The sequence below is a fragment of the Bradyrhizobium sp. BRP20 genome, assembly GCF_020194215.1.
Taxonomy (GTDB): domain Bacteria; phylum Pseudomonadota; class Alphaproteobacteria; order Rhizobiales; family Xanthobacteraceae; genus Bradyrhizobium; species Bradyrhizobium yuanmingense.
In genome coordinates, this window is sequence record NZ_JADYVY010000018.1 from 66,074 (window position 1) to 85,895 (window position 19,822).

At 58.0% G+C, this 19,822-nt stretch carries 17 protein-coding genes and 1 pseudogene; 14 read left to right on the top strand and 4 right to left on the bottom strand.

All coding sequences use genetic code 11. The features are described 5' to 3' along the window. Positions 1 to 336: 336 nt before the first annotated feature. The 5 genes from I6F33_RS31095 (at position 337) to I6F33_RS31115 (ending at position 5,863) form a co-directional block, all read left to right on the top strand. Positions 337 to 1,806 (top strand): acetyl/propionyl/methylcrotonyl-CoA carboxylase subunit alpha, encoded by a 1,470-nt coding sequence (locus tag I6F33_RS31095; RefSeq protein WP_225145074.1) that lies wholly within the window; start codon positions 337 to 339, stop codon positions 1,804 to 1,806. A 1-nt stretch (position 1,807) separates the two neighbouring features. Continuing rightward, positions 1,808 to 2,311 (top strand): biotin/lipoyl-containing protein, encoded by a 504-nt coding sequence (locus I6F33_RS38530; protein ID WP_225142053.1) that lies wholly within the window; start codon positions 1,808 to 1,810, stop codon positions 2,309 to 2,311. A gap of 1 nt (position 2,312) precedes the next feature. Continuing rightward, the gene (locus I6F33_RS31105; protein WP_225145075.1) at positions 2,313 to 3,920 is read left to right on the top strand and encodes an acyl-CoA carboxylase subunit beta; all 1,608 of its coding nucleotides are present in this window, start codon (positions 2,313 to 2,315) and stop codon (positions 3,918 to 3,920) included. A gap of 490 nt (positions 3,921 to 4,410) precedes the next feature. Continuing rightward, a complete protein-coding gene (gene trpD, locus I6F33_RS31110) occupies positions 4,411 to 5,421 on the top strand; it encodes an anthranilate phosphoribosyltransferase (protein ID WP_225145076.1) in 1,011 nt (336 codons plus the stop codon). Positions 5,422 to 5,677: 256 nt separating this feature from the next. Beyond that, a complete protein-coding gene (locus I6F33_RS31115) occupies positions 5,678 to 5,863 on the top strand; it encodes a hypothetical protein (protein ID WP_225145077.1) in 186 nt (61 codons plus the stop codon). Between the two features lie 279 nt (positions 5,864 to 6,142). Here I6F33_RS31115 and I6F33_RS31120 read toward each other — a convergent pair whose 3' ends face one another. Further along, positions 6,143 to 6,433: a hypothetical protein gene (locus I6F33_RS31120; protein ID WP_225145118.1), complete on the bottom strand. Its 291-nt coding sequence runs from the start codon at positions 6,431 to 6,433 to the stop codon at positions 6,143 to 6,145. On the opposite strand from I6F33_RS31120, the gene I6F33_RS31125 reads away from it, so the two are divergent. From I6F33_RS31125 to I6F33_RS31160, 8 genes and pseudogenes are all read left to right on the top strand, one after another. Continuing rightward, positions 6,408 to 6,653: a flavin reductase gene (locus tag I6F33_RS31125; RefSeq protein WP_346656691.1), complete on the top strand. Its 246-nt coding sequence runs from the start codon at positions 6,408 to 6,410 to the stop codon at positions 6,651 to 6,653. The two genes, I6F33_RS31120 and I6F33_RS31125, sit on opposite strands and share 26 nt — an antisense overlap. Positions 6,654 to 7,316: 663 nt before the next feature. Beyond that, positions 7,317 to 8,441, top strand: a complete 1,125-nt coding sequence (locus tag I6F33_RS31130; protein WP_225130984.1) for a M20 family metallopeptidase — start codon at positions 7,317 to 7,319, stop codon at positions 8,439 to 8,441. A 954-nt stretch (positions 8,442 to 9,395) separates the two neighbouring features. Continuing rightward, positions 9,396 to 9,656 (top strand): hypothetical protein, encoded by a 261-nt coding sequence (locus I6F33_RS31135; RefSeq protein ID WP_225142049.1) that lies wholly within the window; start codon positions 9,396 to 9,398, stop codon positions 9,654 to 9,656. Positions 9,657 to 9,807: 151 nt separating this feature from the next. Beyond that, positions 9,808 to 11,340, top strand: a complete 1,533-nt coding sequence (locus I6F33_RS31140; protein WP_225145111.1) for a class I adenylate-forming enzyme family protein — start codon at positions 9,808 to 9,810, stop codon at positions 11,338 to 11,340. Positions 11,341 to 11,503: 163 nt separating this feature from the next. Beyond that, positions 11,504 to 12,820 (top strand): peptide ligase PGM1-related protein, encoded by a 1,317-nt coding sequence (locus I6F33_RS31145; RefSeq protein ID WP_225145078.1) that lies wholly within the window; start codon positions 11,504 to 11,506, stop codon positions 12,818 to 12,820. Between the two features lie 346 nt (positions 12,821 to 13,166). Next, on the top strand, positions 13,167 to 13,379 hold the full coding sequence (locus tag I6F33_RS31150) for a hypothetical protein (RefSeq protein WP_249789106.1): 213 nt from the start codon (positions 13,167 to 13,169) through the stop codon (positions 13,377 to 13,379). Positions 13,380 to 13,491: 112 nt separating this feature from the next. Further along, positions 13,492 to 13,812, top strand: a complete 321-nt coding sequence (gene tnpB, locus I6F33_RS31155; protein ID WP_346656690.1) for an IS66 family insertion sequence element accessory protein TnpB — start codon at positions 13,492 to 13,494, stop codon at positions 13,810 to 13,812. A gap of 45 nt (positions 13,813 to 13,857) precedes the next feature. Further along, positions 13,858 to 14,108 (top strand): annotated as a pseudogene (locus I6F33_RS31160) (IS66 family transposase); the annotation flags it as partial. A 1,861-nt stretch (positions 14,109 to 15,969) separates the two neighbouring features. Here the strand turns inward: I6F33_RS31160 and I6F33_RS31165 are convergent. The 3 genes from I6F33_RS31165 to I6F33_RS31175 form a co-directional block, all read right to left on the bottom strand. Beyond that, positions 15,970 to 16,413: a hypothetical protein gene (locus I6F33_RS31165; RefSeq protein WP_225145080.1), complete on the bottom strand. Its 444-nt coding sequence runs from the start codon at positions 16,411 to 16,413 to the stop codon at positions 15,970 to 15,972. 505 nt (positions 16,414 to 16,918) lie between these two features. Beyond that, positions 16,919 to 17,596, bottom strand: coding sequence for a 2OG-Fe(II) oxygenase (locus I6F33_RS31170; RefSeq protein WP_225145081.1), 678 nt, complete (start codon positions 17,594 to 17,596; stop codon positions 16,919 to 16,921). Between the two features lie 6 nt (positions 17,597 to 17,602). After that, on the bottom strand, positions 17,603 to 18,745 hold the full coding sequence (locus I6F33_RS31175) for a GFA family protein (protein WP_225145082.1): 1,143 nt from the start codon (positions 18,743 to 18,745) through the stop codon (positions 17,603 to 17,605). Between the two features lie 158 nt (positions 18,746 to 18,903). Here I6F33_RS31175 and I6F33_RS31180 point away from each other — a divergent pair, with 158 nt between their 5' ends. Further along, a complete protein-coding gene (locus I6F33_RS31180; RefSeq protein ID WP_225145083.1) occupies positions 18,904 to 19,206 on the top strand; it encodes a hypothetical protein in 303 nt (100 codons plus the stop codon). Positions 19,207 to 19,822 lie beyond the last annotated feature (616 nt).

A 19,822-nucleotide genomic window follows, 5' to 3' on the forward strand; every position in this document is an offset into this window, starting at 1 on the left:
CGCGATCAAGCGCCGACCGCAGAGGAGAAAGAGGCTTGCATGGAGGACGTGTTCCGCCTTTGTAGCAGCCACATACCAGATCGCACCGCTATCACTGCCTGCCTCAGATCCAAGCAAGCGAGCCTCAGTCAGCAATGTCGCTACGTGATCTCCGTGCGCGACACTGGCAAAAAAAGCAGCGACTCGAAGTGAAGATGTGCTGCCTGTTCGTTTGCCTCATCCACAGAAGTGGTCCAAGCCTGACCTGCAGGACGGTCACCCGAGGTCAGATGACGAGCATGGCTCGCCTACAATTGACCGACGCTCTGGTTCAATCGCGCTTGTCCGGATAGGCGAATGCATAAATTACCCTTCGATACCGTTCTGATCGCCAATAGGGGTGAGATAGCCGCACGTATCATCAAAACCTTGAACAAGCTTGGGCTTCGGTCTGCAATTGCCTACCATGAGGTTGACGCGGGAACCCCGGCCGTCTCAATGGCCGGCCTGGCTATTCCGATCAGCGGCCGCACGCCGATCGCAAGCTATCTGGACATCGAGCAGATCATCGCGGCCGCGCGCAAGGCGAACGCCGGCGCGATACATCCGGGTTATGGAATGCTTTCCGAGAATGCGGAATTCGCCAGTAGAGTGACAAAGGCCGGTATTGTATTCATCGGACCCGCTCCAGAAGCGATCGAGCTAATGGGCGATAAGATCCGCGCCCGTAAGTTCGTTCAAGGCAACGGCTTTCCAGTCGCACCCTGCGCCATCGAGGAAGATGATCCGGCCACATTCGTTTCGAGAGCGCGGGCTATTGGAGTTCCTTTGCTCGTGAAGCCATCATCTGGCGGTGGCGGCAAGGGAATGCGGATTGTACGCGACCTCGCTACGTTGGAGGCAGCCATTGAGCAGGCGAGCAGTGAAGCGCGTCGCTACTTTGGAGATGGCCGACTTTATGTTGAACGATATCTCGAAAGACCGAGACACATTGAAGTACAGGTGCTCGGTGACGCCTTCGGTAACCTGGTCCATCTCTTCGAGCGCGAATGCTCGGTGCAGCGCCGTTTCCAGAAGATCATCGAGGAAACGCCCTCGCCAGCGCTATCACCAGAATTGCGGACCCGGATTTGCGAAACCGCCGTCGGCATCGCCCGTGCAGCGAACTATCAGAATGCAGGAACGGTCGAGTTCATTTTCAGCGGCGGAGAGTTCTACTTTCTAGAAATGAATACACGCCTTCAGGTCGAACATCCGGTGACCGAGATGATCACCGGCGTCGACCTGATCGCCGAACAAGTCTATGCGGCAGCGGGCCGAAAACTTGCACTTTCGCAGTCCGACATTCTTTCAAATGGGCATGCAATCGAGCTCAGGCTTTGCGCCGAGGCTCCCGAACGCGGATACGTCCCGACCACCGGCAAAGTACTTCTTCTCGAGTATCCGGATGGCGCACGAATCGACAGCGGCATCATGCAAGGCCAGCACATCACGGCGGCATTCGATCCCATGCTCGCCAAGATCATTGTGCATTCACCGAGCCGCATAGAGGCTGCTCTGAAAGCCTACCGCGCCGTTCGCGAACTGGTTCTACTTGGGTGCGAGACCAACGCGAGCTTGCTCGCCCGGATTCTTTGCGACGAGGCATTTCTTGGCGGTCAGTTCCATACGGGATACCTAGAAGAAAATCCACATCTCGCAGCCGACAACTTTGCTGCCGAAATGTCTGCGTTCCTGGCATCTGCGGCTCTCCTGACAAGACCGGTCCGCGAGTCGGCCGATGCCGTGCCCGAGTTTCACGCAGCGCTCGGTAGTTGGAGAAATTGACGTGTATCACTCATTCGAGGTCGACGGCGTATATCATGAATTGTGGCTTTCACCCAACCAGCAAGACTACAGGCTCCATCTTCGAGACCAGGTGATTACCCCTGTCGCGTTCAGCCATTGCAATGACAGTAGCGGCATCTTGACCATTGCGGGCCAGAGCGAACCGGTCAGGTTCGCCATCGAGGGGGAGCTAATTCACCTCCACATCCGCGGCAGGACGCGCATTTTGCGCTACAACGACCCGTTGCGAGCGTGCGCATCCGGCAATAACGAGACTCACGCTTTGGAGGCCCGGGCGCCGATGCCCGGCTTTGTTGTTGCGATCACAGTTTCGTCCGGTCAATCGGTCTCGGCGGGAATGGCACTGATGACGATTGAAAGCATGAAGCTGGAAACGATCATACGCTCACCACAGGATGGCATCGTCCATCGAATTCACGTCAAGGAAGGTGAGAGCTTCGAGCACGACGCTGTGCTGGTCACGCTCTCTAAAGAAGGGCGCTGAAATGCAGCGGATCGGTTCCGTGGCGAACGTGAACTCGCAGGAATTTCGTCGCAACGACCTGCACAACAGACAACTTGCCGCCGAATTGAAAGAGCGCCAACGCGTTGCCCGCTTCCACAGGCCTGAGCGGGACTTCGAGCGGCTGCGTCGGCAGAATAAACTTTTTGTTCGTGAGCGGCTCGCGGCCTTGCTCGATCCGGAAACTCCGTTCCTAGAGCTTTCGACGCTGGCCGCTAACAAGGCATACGACGGCGAGGTGCCCGGCGCCGCCCAGGTTGTCGGCATCGGCATTGTGGCGGGGCGAGAGGTTATTGTTCATGCCGACGATGCCAGCGTGAAGAGCGGCGCATGGTATCCACTCTCGGTCAAGAAGATCGTGCGGACACTGGATATAGCCATCGAAAACCGTCTGCCGGTGGTTCACCTGTGCGACTGCGCCGGCGGATTTCTGCCTTTGCAGGCGGAATTCTTTGCTGATCGCTACCATGCCGGTCGAATTCTCCGCAATCAATCCGTTCTCTCGAAGATGGGGGTGCCGCAGGTCGCCATCGTCATGGGCCACTGCACCGCGGCAGGGGCCTACGTCCCTGCGCTTAGTGAATACAACATTATCGTCGAAGGCACTGGAGCGATTTTTCTCGGCGGCCCTCCGGTCGTGAAGGCTGCCACCGGCGAACAAGTGTCCGCCGACGAACTTGGCGGCGCTCTCATGCATACCAGCGTGTCGGGCACCTGTGATTACTTTGCAAGCTCCGAAATCCATGCGATTGCGATTGCCCGCGACGTCGTTGCTCGCTTCCACCAACCGGCGAAGACCTCGATCGATCGAGTGGCCCCCGAGCCGCCCGCCTATAGTGCGTCCGAACTCTACGGTATCATTCCAAAGGACGCGCGAGCGCAGTTCGACATGCGAGAGATCATCGCTCGTCTGGTCGATGGCAGCCGATTTCAAGAATACCAGCCGCGGTATGCGACATCACTCGTGTGCGGCTTTGCGCGGCTTTATGGATATCAAATCGGGATCATTGCCAATAATGGCGTGCTGTTCGGCGACAGCGCGCTAAAGGGGGCTCATTTCATTCAACTGTGCGACAAGAACAGGACGCCCCTGCTCTTCCTGCAGAACGTAACTGGCTTTATGGTTGGCCGCGAATATGAACGGCGTGGGATCACCAAGGACGGCGCCAAGCTGATCATGGCGGTGTCCGGAGCGTCCGTGCCGAAGTTTACGATCGTTTGCAATAGCTCGCACGGCGCAGGAACTTACGCTATGTCGGGACGCGCGTTTGATCCTCGATTCGTGTTCAGCTGGCCGAATTCTCAGATATCTGCGATGGGCGCCGAGCAGGCCGCCGGAGTTCTCACACACGTCAAGGCGAGACAATTGGCTCGCGCCGGAGGGCGCCTCTCGGAGCAGGAATTGGCAGCCATTCGAGCACCAATTCTTGAAGAATATCGCGAGCGGTCAAGTGCCTATTATGCGACCTCGGAAATCTGGGACGACGGCATTCTTGATCCTGTCGATACCAGAACTGCCCTCGCAATCGCATTGAGCGCTTCGCTCAATGCGCCGATCGATGCGCCGCAATGCGGCGTATTCCGACTGTAAGGCAGGACCGAACACGGCTGGCTCACCGCTTCATGCGCGCGGATCAACGGGACGCGTCGATCGCTCTATGAAGGCTGTCCTGCGCACCTTCATTTACAATCAGGTGGCGTTATTTTGTAGAGCCCAGCTGAGATCGGGCTCCATCTCCCCAGCACCAATACTCGCGAAGCAGGTCGAGGAAGCCGCTTCAATGCTCCACGACGGCGGCGCCCGACGCTAAAAGGCTTTGGCGGTGATCCGGTCGGAACACCGCGGTAAAGAGGCCGCTGCGGGCGTGGCAAGCGGGCGCGAGAGAGTGCCATCGGTCCTGGCATCAAGAAACTACAGTGTTCTACTGGCCGACGACCTCCTCTCGACGGCACGAAATGGAGAGCTTGACCCTCACGTAGCGTCAGGTTGTAGCCTCGCCGAGGGCGCCCACACTCAACCGACTGCCGCCTCAAACGTCGCGGAAGAGATCGAGGTTTGAACAAGGAACGTGTAAAGTTCGATGGAAGAGCTTAGATCAATCATTGGCAAAGTTGCCAGCGGCGCCACTCTGACGCGCGAGGAAACTGCGTCAGCCTTCGACAGCGTGATGTCGGGTTACGCGACTCCCTCGCAAATCGGTGGCTTGTTGATGGGGATGCGGGTCCGGGGCGAGACGGTCGAAGAAGTCACCGGGGCCGCCTCCGCGATGCGGAATAGAATGCTGCGCGTGGAGGCGGCATGCGACCCCGTCGGTATCGCTGGCACGAACGACACCCCTATATATTCGGTCAACGTGTCGACGTGTGCTTCCTTCATCGTCGCCGGGGTCGGCATTCCTGTCGCCAGGCATGCCAACCGCGCTGCGTCTTCGGGTTCAAGCGTCGCAGACGTGTTGGCGCGCCTCGGCGTGAAGGTCGATCTCAAGCCTGAAGCTATTGCACGTTGTGTACAGGAAGCCAACATCGGCTTCATGTTTGCCTCGGCCCATTATCCGGCGATGCAGCGCGTCGGCCAGATCCGGACAGCACTTGGAATCCACACGATCTTCAATCTAATCGAGCCTCTGTCCAATCCGGCCAGGGTCAAGCGGCAGATCGTTGGGGTATTATCTCCCGAATGGGTCCAGCCTCTGGCGTACGTCTTGAAGAACCTCGGTGCCGAGTCGGTATGGGTTGTTCATGGCTCGGACGGGCTCGACGAAATAACCCTTACCGGTCCAACCTTTGTTGCTGCGCTTGAGGCGGGTATAGTCCGCACCTTCGAAGTGACGCCGGAAGAAGCCGGGCTCCCCCGCTGCCGCGACGCGCTGGAGAGCGGCGATGCAGAGGCTAATGCCGTTGCGCTGCAAAATGTGCTTGATGGCGTACCAGGTCGATTTCGCGACGCTGCGCTTTTGAACGCGGCGGCGGCATTGGTCGTGGCCGGGCGGGCCTCGACCCTGCGGGAAGGCGTAGCACTTGGACAAGTATCACTTGATGGCGGCGCCGCAGCCGCTCGACTGAAGCGCCTGATCGCGGTTTCGAACGCGTGACAGCCGAGCTGGCCGATGTTCCAGTATTCCGACCAAGACTGTTGCTCACGAGCGCGAAAGTATTGCAGGCGCGAATGCGCGTCACTTCTGCGGGATTTCAAGGAGCGTGCGCCGCCTGCGCTCGCCCTCATCAAAGCAAGTCGCGCTGAGCACGCGGCCCGAGCGCCAACTTTTTTTCGACGAGAGTCTGTTGCAGCCAGAGTTGCCGAGGTGAGGACCCACGAGGAAGCGCGCCGCGCGCCAAAGGAGAAAATCGATGATGTCCTGGCTGAAGGTTGAAGCACAAGGATCTATTGCAGTGTTAGAACACATCATTCGGAAGTTCCGAGAATTGATCGATACAGATGGCTCGATCCCGCCGCAGTTGCGGGGAGCGCTGCACGCGACGCTGGATAAGCATCTTCTCGAGGCAAAAAAACGTATTCTCCTAAAGGCGCTTTAGGTACGCCGATGCCGTCTACATGCGGAGAAACTCTGGTAGGCGCGCCGGTACCGAAATCGGCATCATCCCCTCCGCGCGGCGGCCCAGCGAGGTTCCAGCCCAGCTGGTCGGATCGCGACCACAACTCTGTGTGCGCTGGCGCGTCGGCGGCCGCTCAGCGCGGTTCTGCTTGAGAAGGGTCCTATTGAAACTCCTGGCGGCGGCAATTCTCAGTTCTGCCGCTGCAATCGCCGATCCCGGTAACAAGGTGAGATACTGCACGTCCGTCTGGTCATGACTTCAGCTAATCCAGAGGACATCGAAGTCATAGCCGAGCTCGACCTGAGCTTGCTCGTCACGTAATTCCGACACCGGATACCTTATTAGGGGCCGCCCAATACGGATAAAAGTCGGAATCGGGTACAAGTCCGGAGGCAGATCATGAGCCACCAGTTTGAAATGCCGTCTATCCGACCGACAGAGTTCCGTCAGACCATGCGCAATCTGGCCAGCGGGTGTCGCCATCGTGACGAGCGGAACGGCAGCCGGACGACGTGGACTGGCGGTGAGTTCTTTGACGTCCATCTGCATGGAGCCGCCGTGCCTGGTCGTTGGCATCAATGCCCGCTGCGAGGCACATGATCAGATCCTCGCCAGCGGCAGCTTTGGAGTCAGTCTTCTCCGCAGTGACCAGGAAGACCTTGCCCTGCATTTTGGCGGTCGGGAGGGGCCCAAGGGTGTTCAACGCTTCGATACAGCGCCCACCGCTATTGCCGAACGCATTTTGCGCGCTCGAATGCGTTTTGTATGACCACAAGGTGCTTGGCACACATACCATCTTTATCGGATGAATTTATCGCGACCCGACAAGGCCGTGGCAATCCATTGATCAACTTCCGGGGCGCGGAACCCTACTGCTTGACTGAGCGCGGGTTGCGCAGATGCCGTCGGGAGAGCAGAACGATGGATGGCATCGATCCCTGGCCGCTTCCAGCGACAGTCGTCGAACAATCGACCGGGCTGCAACTCTTTCACAGATTAGAGCTCGTATTGAGAGGTCCGTCCCCTCAGCTCCGGCGATTTCGGCGCTTCGCCGCTCGTACGATGCTGCCGCTGGCCGGCGACCTTCCGCGTTGAGAGGCGTGGGGGTCACCTGGTCAGGACAATGCGATTTGCGCGGATCTCGCAGGAAGGTCCTGATCAGAATAATTACAGCTCACCAGAACGACCAACTCCAGAAGGGCCTTCTTCTTAGGGCCGCATAATCCCGTCGAAAACTACCAGCTTTGGTAGCTCAAGTTAAGATCGACAGGCGCGTACATCGTTGCCGCAGCAAGATCGGATCCAGAGGCACGCCTGGGTCACAATGGCTGGCGACCCTTTAGATGTTCGGCCTCGATTCTGATGTGAGTACATGGTTGATGTCATGATCTTGCAGAACGATAACAATCGAATTCAAAGGCGTCAGACAACTATGTCCAGCAACGCGTTCGAAATCGCCCCGATTCTCGAGGGCATTCGCCGCTGGGTCATGATCGAATCTCCGACGGAGCGGCCGGATCAGATCAACAAACTGGCTGATGTCGTCGCAGCAGGCTATCGCGACCTGCCCGCCAGCGTCGAGCGCGTTGCGGGGCATGACGGCTGCGGCGATCATTTGGTTATCCGCTCTTCTTGGGGGCAGGGCGTACCGGGCCTTCTAATCTTGAGCCATCTCGACACCGTCCATCCGATGGGATCCATCGAACGGCTACCCTTCAAGATCGACGGCGACAGTGCGTTCGGCCCTGGCATCTACGACATGAAGGGCGGCGCCTACCTCGCCTATCACGCATTCCGGCAGATCTGCGCCGATGACGCACGCCCGCCGCTCGGCATCACCCAGCTCTACGTCTCGGACGAAGAGATTGGCAGCCCAACCTCGCGCGCGCTGATCGAGGCCGAGGGCCGCAAGGCCAAATACGTGCTCGTGACCGAGCCGGCGCGCGACGGCGGCAAGGTCATCACCGGGCGCAAGGGCGTTGCGCGCTTCGAGGTATTCATAAAGGGTGCGGCCGCGCATGCCGGCACGCGCCCCGAGGACGGCCGCAGCGCGATTCGGGAACTCGGCCATGTGATCCAGACGCTGGAGGCGATGAACGATCTCACGCGCGGTATCACCGTCAATGTCGGCGTCGTCCGCGGCGGCACCAGGCCAAACGTGATCGCGGAACTGGCCTACGCGCAAGTCGACATGCGCGTCCCGACCATGGCCCATGCCGACGAGCTGGTGCCGAAGATTCTGGGCATCAGCTCGCGCACCGAGGGCGTCAAGGTGAAGGTATCAGGCGAATTGAACCGTCCGCCATATGAGAAGACCAGCGCCGGCGCCGCGCTTTACGCACACGCCAAACAGCTTGCTGCCGAGCTTGGATTCGAGCTGCTCGACGCGTTCAGCGGCGGCGGCTCCGATAGCAATTTCACCGCGCCGCATACCGCGACCCTTGACGGCCTTGGCGTCGATGGCAAGGGCGCGCATACGCATTATGAGCAACTCTACATCTCGTCGATTGAACCTCGCGCGCGGCTGCTGTACCGCCTCTATCAGACACTGCGATAATCGCGAAGTCAGTGACCACGAGGTACGTTGGATGACGCCCGCCGGCACATTCGCGGGATCGTTTCTCCAACGCCGCAAGGGCTATAGGCTGGTGCCCCTATCAGGCCGACCTCATCGAAAACTATCGGTCGGCCGCATTTGGCATCGCACGGTCGGCGCCAGATAGACGTGACTGAGCTATTCAATGACGGCGCAGCGGACTTCACGCGCGCAATCGGCTGCAAGGGCAGCGAGCGCCTGGTCGAAGGGCAAGCGTTTCCGGCAATGGGCTCATCGGCAGGCGACCCTGATCTCGACGGGAGACGAACTTTCTTGGCTCACATCGCAGCGCTGAATGCTTGCGACAGCACACCGGCCGGCGGCCCTTTTCCGGCAGCCTGAGAGCTTGGCCATGTTGTCACAGGCTCCCAAAAAGGGCTTGAATCTCACGTAACGTTAAGTTGTACGGTCTTGAGGTTAGCACCTATCTCGGTCTGTCGCCGGGATTGTGAAGGATTGAGAATGTCTCAGCTGGTCAGATCCAAGCCCCCATGGTCGGTCGTGATCCTCATCCCCGATGCTGGGTCGGTCGGAAGGGCTATGCAGCGAGTGCCGGTTGCGGAGCTACTGCTCGCACGTAGCTTTGAATGGTTCGGCATTCCGGAACCGAGACTATGTGACTGTGCTGGGCCGGGCCACGAGACAGGCGTTGAGGTCAGGATTGATGGACGTAGACCTCCATCCGAAGCCCCTGCGGAGGGTCGCTGCTTCCTGAATCTGAACCAAACCCCTCCTCTGGCGCGACACCGCGCCAAAATCAGTTGGCCGAACCGGCTTTCCGCTCTGTTCAAACTGCTTTCCCATGGCTGGCAAGGCAGACGGCGGGCCTGCGCAGGTTTTCAAAGAGCCTGAGCTGCAAGTGCCGCTCCGCGCAACCACCCGGCATCGCAGATATTTGCATTCTGGAGCAGCAAGTTGAAAGCGCCCGACGACGTCAAGAAGGTCCTGTTAATCGACCATATTGAAGGCCAATGCCGTTGCATCATCGGCTTCAAAGATGGAGATGCCAGAGCGGCCTATATGTGCGGCGAGCCTGTATATCAAAGACGCGGCAAGAAACTATCTTCGTGGTGTGCCTATCACTACCGACAGATGCACACGACCGCCGCCGAGCAGAGAGTGAGTGATCAATCGCCCGAGATCCCTCAAGCAATATCCATTGTTCGCAACCCATGACATCCATCAAGAAGGCCTAGGCCGTGTGATCATAGCCTGTACAAAGGCAAACCGAAGCATGTGATCGGAGCCTCGCCAAGCAATTCCGGGTTGCGGCTGAAGCGCATCGGGACAAACGTAATTTGCGAGCCTGAGGCGCATGGATAACAAGTTGGATCTCTGCACACTGATCGAGCGAAACGCTGCGTATACTCCCGGCAAAACCGCGATCCATTTCGAAGGGCAGAGTCTCAGCTACGCCAGCCTCAATCGACGGATCGAGCGGATCGCTCGCGCCTTCAAGAGCCAGCTCGGCGTCCAAAGGGGAGACCGGATCGCGATCCTCAGCCTCAACAGGCCTGATTATCTGGCGCTGCTCTATGCGTGCGCGAGGCTCGGCGCAATCCTCGTACCATTGAATTGGCGTCTTGCGGCCGCCGAGCACGCTTTCATTTTGTCGGACTCCGGGGCAAAAGTGCTCGTTCTTGAGCAGTGCTTCGGCGCAGCTTTGCCTGTCCTGACGAAGCAAGTGCGCCATGCCTCTCTTGTCGGGTTGGACTTTACGCCTCTCGGCGGCTGCAAGTTGGACGATCTCCTGGAGGGAGACTGTGGCGACGGACGCAATCCTCGCGCGGAGCCGTCTTGCCCGCTTCTGATCGTCTATACTTCGGGCACCACAGGGCGACCGAAAGGCGCCGTGCTGCGTCAGGAAGCATTGCTGTGGAACGGCATCATGAGTCAGCACATGCATGACCTCACCTCGGCCGATCACACGCTGGCTGTTTTGCCGTTCTTCCACGTTGGTGGCTTGAACATCCAGACGACGCCGACTTTGCATCACGGCGCGACGGTGAGTATCCACACCCGCTTTGGGGCGGAGACCATGCTTGATGCGTTCGAGCGTGACCGGCCGAGCCTGGCAGCCCTCGTGCCAGCCATGATGCAAGCCCTGGCCAGCAATGGTCGATGGGAAAGCACCGACCTATCCTCGCTCAGAGCAATCTGTACCGGATCGACGATGGTGCCTCAGCACCTTGTCGAGCGCTTTGTCGCGCGCGGCGTTCCAGTCCTGCAGGTTTACGGTTCAACGGAGACCTGCCCGATCGCTGTGTATACGAAGCTCGGCGGAAATCTCGTGCCTGAGGGCTCAAGCGGCTTGGCAGGTCTCTGCTGCGAAGCGGCGATCCTCGATGATTCGGGCCGCAAGTTGCCGCCCGGTAACCCAGGCGAAATCGCAGTCCGTGGACCCAACGTTTTCTGCGGATATTGGGGCAATCAACAGGCAACGCGTGAGGCTCTGAGCAATGGTTGGTATCGCACTGGGGACATTGGCCGCTGCGACGCAGATGGATATATTTGGGTCCACGACCGCAAGAAAAACCTGATCATTTCGGGCGGAGAGAATATCTATCCGGCAGAAGTAGAGCGTGTGCTTGCGGACCATCCGGATGTCGCGGAATGCGCCGTGGTCGGTCGACCCGATGCGCGCTGGGAAGAAGTACCGGTCGCTTATGTGATCAAGCGACCGGGCGCCCGGGTCGAGGCGGAAGCGCTGACGGCACATGTCCAGTCACAGCTCGCCCGTTTTAAGGTGCCGCGCGAAATCATTTTCACACAAGAACTACCGAAAACCGCGTTGGGCAAGATCCAGCATTTTTTGCTGAAGGATCGCCACGTGATCAGCCCGAAAGGAGCTATCAATTGAGATCGGCAGATTGGAGGCGCGCCCTACTCTCCCGCTACATCGCAGGTGATATCGAGACGGCGCGAAATCAACCTTCGCTCAGTGCCTCACCACGGCGCAGCAAGTTCAACATTGTGGCCTGACGATCCCTGTCTGATCGCGTCCAGATGCCCGGAGGTCGCGGATGCCGCGGATCTTGATCATGAATGCCGGTACGGCTCAAATGTCGGGCGCCGATCTGACACCAGCTCAACTTTCGCTGGCCGCCAACTCGGCATACCGTTCAGCGTGGTTTGCCCAGCACGGCGACCTAATAGTCTCCCCGGTAGTCATCCCGGCGGATCTGCTATCCTTCATTGGCGCGACGCTCGATTTCGACGCATCGAGTCTTTTTCTGCTTGTACCTGAAGGCGGCCGCCAATCGCCGGTCCTTGATGACTGCACATTGCTGTCCAAGACTGTCGTTGAGCGGATCAACCGCCATATTCGTCAGAAATCAAACTGGCGATTGCGTCCCTGCTACTCTACTGAAGGCGTCGCACGCCTGGCGGCCATGCTGGGCATACCGCAGACCGGCGACGACTTCGCTCTGCAGCGAGGGCCTGATCTGTTGAACCGCAAGAGCCACTTCCGTCAATTGGCGACAAGCGTCGCACTTCCGCTGCCCAATGGATCTGTCACGACGGACTCAAACGAACTATTCAGAGCGGTCACTTCCCTCAGATCCGAGACTGGCAGAGTCATTGTAAAGCTGGACAATGGAGCCGGTGGGGTCGGAAATGTCATCCTGACCGGCAAAGAAAGCGATCCACTACCTGGGGCAAGAGATACCCGGCGAATTTCATGGCCGTCGTTTGATCCTGACGCGCTTTGGTCTGAGATGACAACAGCGTCGTGTAAGACGCTGGTCGTGGAGTCGTACCACCTGGCCCGGTCTTTGTTCTATCTCGAGTATGAAATCGAGGATGATGGTTCAATCGTTTTCATCAACAGTGGAAACATACGTCTGCGTAAAAGCACAGATCGATCCGAAAGAGCTCTGATCTGGACAGGACTTGAGCTTCCAAGTGACCTGATGAACGAGCAATGGTTGACCGCCCAGGCACACGCCTACCGATTTGTGGCACTTGCGCGAGACCTGGGATATCGCGGAATGATCAACATTGATGCCATTTTCGCGAATCACGGTCGGTTGCTGTTTAATGAAGCGAACGGCCGCTGGGGTGGCGGCTCGGTGTTACACAGTATTGCGGTCCGACTGCTGGGCTTCGACTATTCCGGTTGCAACGTTATTTTATCCGTGAGAAATGTTCGATCACGATCCCTCCAAACAGCGCATGATCGTTTCGGCAAGGAAGGATTTCTATTCGACCGCACACGCAAGGAGGGCGTGATCCCGCTTGCTGCCGACGAAGAGGCTGGCACGGTGGAGTGCCTTGTGATCGCGCGCGACAGGCCCGCGGCCCGCGATCTGCAGCACCGCCTACTGAGAATTGCTTGATTGAGATCCCATCGACCATATCTTGGACCGTTCAATTGATCCGAACTTGCTCCTGCTTTCGATCGCACCTTGAAACCCGCACCTGAGGACGTGACGTGAATGTCTGCTCCGTCTCGCTCTGGCTCTGTCAGCCCTAATCGCGGCTACCCTTAAGTCGCTCGTGAAGTGCGTGCCGATCGGCGGTAAGCCTCCGAGAAGAGACGCCTTGCAGCGGACTGGCCTGATAGTTGAGAACTGTACGTATGGACAGCCATATGATCAGTGCGCTGAATCGACTTGAGGTGGTGGAAACAGGCCGGCGGCGGCGCTGGTCTGAGAGGATAAGGCTCGGATTGCTTCGGAAAGCATGTCCGAGCCACGCCTGGTTGCGGCGACAGCGCGGAGATATGGCTTGTCGCGTTCTCTGCTGGTGACTTGGCGAAGGGCCGTCGCGGCAGACCGGAGCAAATCCGAGGCTAGCTTTGTCAGGGCAGTTGTGGCCGAGGGTGGGGCATGGTCCCGGTGGCGGCCTCATCGGAGAGCGCGACAGCACATTGGACGGAGCATCGGATTGAGATAGAGCTGGCTGGCGGGCGGCGCGTCATTGTCGATGCGGGGCTCGACGTTGAGGCGCTTTGTCGGACTATCGAGGCTCCGGATCCAGGATGATTCCAATCCCTACGGGAGTTCGGGTGTGGCTGGCGACGGGCCACACCGACATGCGCAAAGGCTTCGTCTCAATTTCGTTGCAGGTCCAAGAGGTGCTGCGCCGTGATCCCCTGAGCGGTCGTTTGTTCTGCTTCCGCGGGTGCCGGGGCGATCTATTGAAGGTGATCTGGCATAATGGCCAGGGAGCATGCCTGTTTACAAAGAAGTTGGAGAGAGGTCGTCCTATATGGCCGTCGCTGGCGGACGGCGTGGTGTCGATCTCGCAGGCACAGATGAGCTATCTTTTGTCCGGCATCGATTGGCGCAATCCCCAGGAGTCCTTGCGTCCAACCAGCGTGGGCTGAGAGTTTGTCATTTGAATCTGGCGGCGAACATGATTCCATTTTGTCATGGACTCCGCCGGCGGCGGACTGCCGCCCGATCTCGCTGCCGCGCATGCAAAGATCCTGGCCGAGCGTGCGGCCAGGCTTGCGGCGGAGGCGAAACTTGCTGAAGCGGCTAATGCCCAAGCAAAGCAATCGAGCAGCAAGCGCTGATCTCCCACCTCAAGCTCGAGATTGAGAAGCTGCGGCGGACATTTTATGGAACGCGCTCGGAGCGGTCGGCGCGACTGCTCGATCAATTGGAGCTGGAACTTGAGTAGCTCAGGCGGCCGCAACTGGCGAGTTAGACCACCGCACCCGTATGGCTTTCGAGCAGTCCGCACCCGTTTGTTCGGGCGGCATTCGCACACAATCAACATCCACAACAGCACGACCGCTAGGGGGGCCGTCAGGCCAATCCAGTAGGACCGCACGGAAGTTCAACGAGAAGGGGCGGCATGGTAGCAAACGCTTTTCTCCATCGGCCTCATTCATCAATGATACTCAGCCACCCCAGGCTCCAAGCGCCCACAGGCAAGCGACCGTGATTGCGGTGAAAACGAACACAGCGCCAATTGCTAGCGCAATTTCCATCGTCGGCTTCCTTCTATTGCGCGGACCACCCACCAGACGGTGTATGTGAAGGAACTCCTCCGCCAATCGACTATCTGGACACCATTGTCCGTCACTCTCACGGAGAAGTGGGTTGAGGTGCAATAATCAAGGCCGCTGTAGAGTCGTGGGCACTTGGGCCCCGGTAGCCAATGCGGCTCCGCACCGAAGTGATATATACTCGGTAGCGCACCGGCCATGGGACATTCACTTTCGAAGTCGTAACCGTTTGTTACGCTCCCGGTTACGCGGGTTCTGATTCTGTTGTACCTGCGGCCTTCATGTTCGTACACGCTGAGGACTTCACGACCGAACGCATGAGCGAACGCGATAGCCGCTGAAGCCGCTCGAATACGTTGCTCCATGTTGCCTCGCGAGCAATAGCGGGGCGGACCCGAAATGGCACTGAAACATGTCAGGCCCGCCCCAGCATCACAGCCCCTGTAAGACCGGTGACGCTCACTGCACCCAAGCAAGCAACGTGCCTTTTTTCAAAAGGCTGCTGTACCTCGCCTGGCTGTGTGTACTTGTCGAGTTTGTCCTATTTTGTTCTGTCCCATAGTCCATTAGGACGCAAAATGTTTGCAACCCGACATTCGCGTGTCAACGTTGAACTCAAGCGCAGGTAAGCTCGCAATCGCACAAGGGCGATCTCATCGCTCCGGAAGTAGCGCTGACGCTTGCAATCTACACCCTGCCGATCCCAAGCAGCGATGGGAATTACTCAAGAGTCCAGGTTTTATTCTGAGTATCGCCGACAATAAGCTGTGCATCGACAACAAAATCGCGTCACGAAAGATGGCAATCCTACTTGGCTCTACCAATTCAACGGGTCAGTTGCTCAGCAGTGGAATTTTGTACCCTAATGGAGCTTAGGGTTCCAGAGTGACTGCCTCAAGGGGCGCGACGATTCGCGGCGCGCACAAACCGAATTCCGCTGATTACTCGCAAAGTGCGTCTGGTACGATCATCCTGCAGGCGCAAATCCGAGTCGTAAGGCAAGCACGAAAATGAGTTCATCGGACGGGCTTAGCCGTGGCCAGTTCTTCGCGCGAGTAGCGTTTTCACTCGCTGTAGCGTCCGCCGTCGTCGCCGTGACTTTCTAGTAATCCGCTACATGGCGGGCTTTCATCGATGATCACAGCAGGCGCAGTGATCAAACATCGCGCTCTGCCGGACAAACCGATAATACGCGCAGCAAAACCACGAAAGAAGGCGATGGAATGCCGAATTTAGGCGCCCATGCGGGATTTGTTGCATTGGTCGGTTTTCATTGAGCATTGAGCGCTACGATTTCAGCGCTGAACGAGTGGCCTCACGAGGCAATCTAGGCGGCCTGGAAGGAACACAACGGGAGTCTTTTGGCTGCTTGCTGCATAGGAGCAGAACATCGGTAACCATTTGTACCGTATGGGCAGGTTCGGCGGATGAGGTGCTCGATGTGCAGCGGCTTCGTCTGGCCGCTCGCCCCTCGCGACAATCGTCTAATCAGCGCTCGGTTCGCGTCTACCACAAAGTACTCCGCAATTAGGCCGTTCCGCTGCCGGGCCATGCCGGCCGCTTGCAGACGGGAGCCGAGACGTGCTGCGAGCTGCTCTGCGCGGTGCTGTTGTGAGACCCAGCGGAGTCATAGTGATAGGCAACGGGGGCGGCGGGCACGCGGCGATCAACCAGCAGCAGCGACCAGTCGGCGCCGCCGCCAGTAACACCACCATCGTTCACAGTCACGAACAGGAAGTTGGCGGTACCTTTGTCATCCTGATCATTGACAATCTGCCGGAAGGTTTGTGCGTCGTCGCTCCGGCTCCGGATTAAGCGCACCAGGTGGGCTTGCTCGGGTTGAACGAATCCGGTCTGGGCGGCGAGATCCGGATCGTTCCTGTGCAACTCGTCCACGAGGGCGGCCGGCCGGGCGTCTGGCGACGGGGAAACCGACAAGTTCTCTTTGCTGGCCCGCGCTGCCCGACTCATGGAGCCTCCCTCGAGTTGAGGTAAAGTCCATCCGTTCTCTTTCGAAATGAATACTCAGGACTCGGCTAATGCAGGACGATCGAGCAAAAGACCGCGCGCGATTAGGGGCTTTAGACGAGACTTCTCTTCTGATGGACCCTGCAAAGGCCCAGTCCCCGCACATCCGTCGCAAATTAGCCCGAGCATTCGGCTGTTTGCTAGGTGTGTAGCCGTCGAGAACCTGACGACAACAGGGCCTTCCCGCGCGCAGCGCGATTACACCATCACGCGCCGACACGCCTCTCGGTTCGAGGCCGCGACGATGACTTACCACAACTACCCTGAGCAAACCTTTTGCTCGGATTATGGTGACCTTTATACAGGCAGCAAAACTAGCTGTGGCTTCTGACCTGCATTGTGGCAGCCTTTGCGAGCGACAGTCTGACCACAACATGGCCAAGCTACCAATCTCTCCTGAGAGCTCACCCGTTACCCAACTCATTCGAAGCCATTTCAGCCACCTCAATCAAGGGCCCTTGGTAGAGCTTTCGATGATCCGGCGGTTCGCGCCGCTGCGCTTTGAACAGAAGTAGACCAGCGATCGGCGCTCGCCGGTCAGCACAGGCATCACCTCATGCCGGAGCTTACATGTGGTGACAAGTACCGCACCAAATGGCGGTTGGAACACCTGCTGTTCGTACCCGCTTGGATATACCACGAACTCACCCCCCTCAAAGTCTCTCGCCAGCTGCACAATCACCGAGTACTCGAAATCCGGGTCGCTCGCAGCATCCAGATGAATGCCAACAAAGGAGCCAGGGGGCATCCGATGCATTTGGCATCGGCGAATCACGTAATCTGACGTGGCTCCCAAAATCTTTCTTAGCGCGAAGGTGCGGTCTTTCCTTTCAAGTAGTTCCATGATCTGCCTTGGAGCTGCACCACTCGCGTCGCTAGGAGCGCGGCCGGGCGGGTCTATCCTCACGCGTTTGACGAAAACATTGTGCGAGTCGCCGGCATCTCCCTCCCTCACTTCTTCTTCGGGAATCTCAGCCTGCAGCTGATCGATCTTGGCCAAGTCATCTTGGGTGAACAATATCTGGGGGCCAATCACGACCGTCCCCTTCACCAACAGCTCTATGCGGTATTTTGTCAAAGCCTCTTCTGAAAGCAGACGGGATTTATGATTTATTGCGCGCGCCATTCGAGTTCACTCCAGTGTTTTATCTTCGACGCAGGACTCCAGGTCCTGGTGCATCGAGCGGAATGCTTGGTCCCAATGCTCGCCATCGAAGTCGCTTATTGTTATGCGTTCGATGGTCCTGTTATCCAGACATCGAATATTTACGCTGAATCCGGACGGGTTCGACCGCGGCCTATAGAATGGCTTTACGCCACAAACCCGGCAAAACGTGTGCCGAGCGATGTTCTTGTTGAACTGGTACGCCGTGAGGAATTCTTCGCCGCACTCAATGCCAAGCTTTTTGCCAGGTACGAGCAAGTGCAGAAATCCAGACATTTGACAGATTGAGCAATTGCATCGAACTGCAGAGAGCTCTCGCGGCGCTTGGACGTAGAACTTGACAGAGCCACAATGACAACGGCCATGGTGTTCGATCTCCGACTGATCATCATAAAGTGAGACAATTCGGAGCAGATCGCGGCACCACTGTAAGCTGAGCCGATAGGCTCGATCGAATTCATCCAAAAAGCGATTATTACGGTCAGCCGGGACAAGTTCGCCAATCAGCCGGCTTGTCATTTCTCCATGATACTTCTCCGCGGGATCTTCTCCGCCGACATGGCTGCGGAAGTACTCAAGATCGTCAGGCCGCGCCTTAAAGGTTTTGACCAGAGTGGTCCATAGCGACTGGATCATGTCCGCAGCATGTAGCTCAAAAGCGACCATGGAGGCGCAACGCACCAAGGGGTCTTTCGATGACAATCCCGCATAGAGAGAATGCAGGTACCGCTTCGTCGTGGCGCTGTAGTTGGGCCGTATTGCTCGGCCGAGTAGTTGCGACGCATCCTTTCTAAACAGGTTCGAGTGGAAGTTTTCAGTCACCAGAATACCGGGTAGCGCCGCCTTTCCGCCCTGGAGAATTTGGCCATAACCACCCATCTCATCCCAACAGATGAAATTTGCGACCACGCTGGTTAGTTCAACGTCCCTCGCAAGATCTCGATTGTGATTCATTGCATCGAATATGAGATCCTTTTGCGAGCCCGCCTGCAGGTACGGGAACGCCTGTGACATCGCCAGATATTCAGGCAGCAGGCTAGCAACCTGGTCCTGGGACATCTCCGCAGCGAACGGGTGCGGGCCGAACAGGGCTCGCGCTTGCTCGGTCAAATACTCGCAGCATATCTGCGGAGGCTGACCGGGTGTAAATCGAGACGCTTGAGATGCCATTTGACCCCTGGCGATGAGGAGAGAACGGTCCTTGACGGAGCAACTTCGTATCCGGGCCAACTATTGGCTACCGCCATTTCGTTGGTTTCGATGGGCTTGTGATCGCGTTTACCATCCAGGCGAAATTCTTGGTGGCCACCTTCGCGTTAGCAGACGGCGGCATGTTCAGTCCTGTTCGCGCGCATGGAAGGGAACGCGTTCATCAGCTGAGCGGCGGCGATCCAGACGAATTCCGGTCCACGAAAAGTCCGATGCCGCGAATTCCCGACACGGCCAGCATTCGCTTGCAGAGCCATGGCGAGATTTGCGCCGCGCAGGCCCTCTCGATTTCTGCTCCTGCCAGTTGGTCAAACCGCTATGATCTTCGTACAGCATTACAAGGACTATCCGCATCCACCTGACTCTTGGGGCCTTCGGCCGCAAGCCGCGCGAATGCCGGCTGCTGGCCGGCACGAGCTTCTCAAAGAGACCGCCGCTAGGTTTCGCGCTTCGCGAGCACCGCCCCGCCGCTTTCTTGCATGCTTACAGCAATCACCGTGCCAACTCTTGCACTCACCCCACAGGTTCTGAATACATTGAAACAAAGCGCTGGCGACCGATTTCTCATTGCAAGTGTATTGAACCTGATAGCGCTTGCACGGCCGTCAAAAACCAAACGGCGAAGAGCCAGCCGCCACTCACAATGGGTATAGGGCTGTTGAATCGCGGAGATTGGCCAAAAGATGCCACATAGGTGGGCTTCGCACCCTCAACAGCGCGACAGTGCTTTGGGCGTTCGGGCGCTAGTATGGTGGTCCCGGTCGCGGACGTATTCCGTCTTTGCTCGTGACAACTACGCGCGAAACAGTCGCCTCAACGCCGTCGAACACGACCATGCAGTGGGATCTGGACGCATGCGCAGCCCTTTTGTCGATCTGCCTGACAATCGCGGCCAACTCCGGACATCGATCGAGGCCATAACCGTGGTCTACGGAACATGCGGTCCCAGGTGATCGCGAGCAATCGAGAACGGCATGC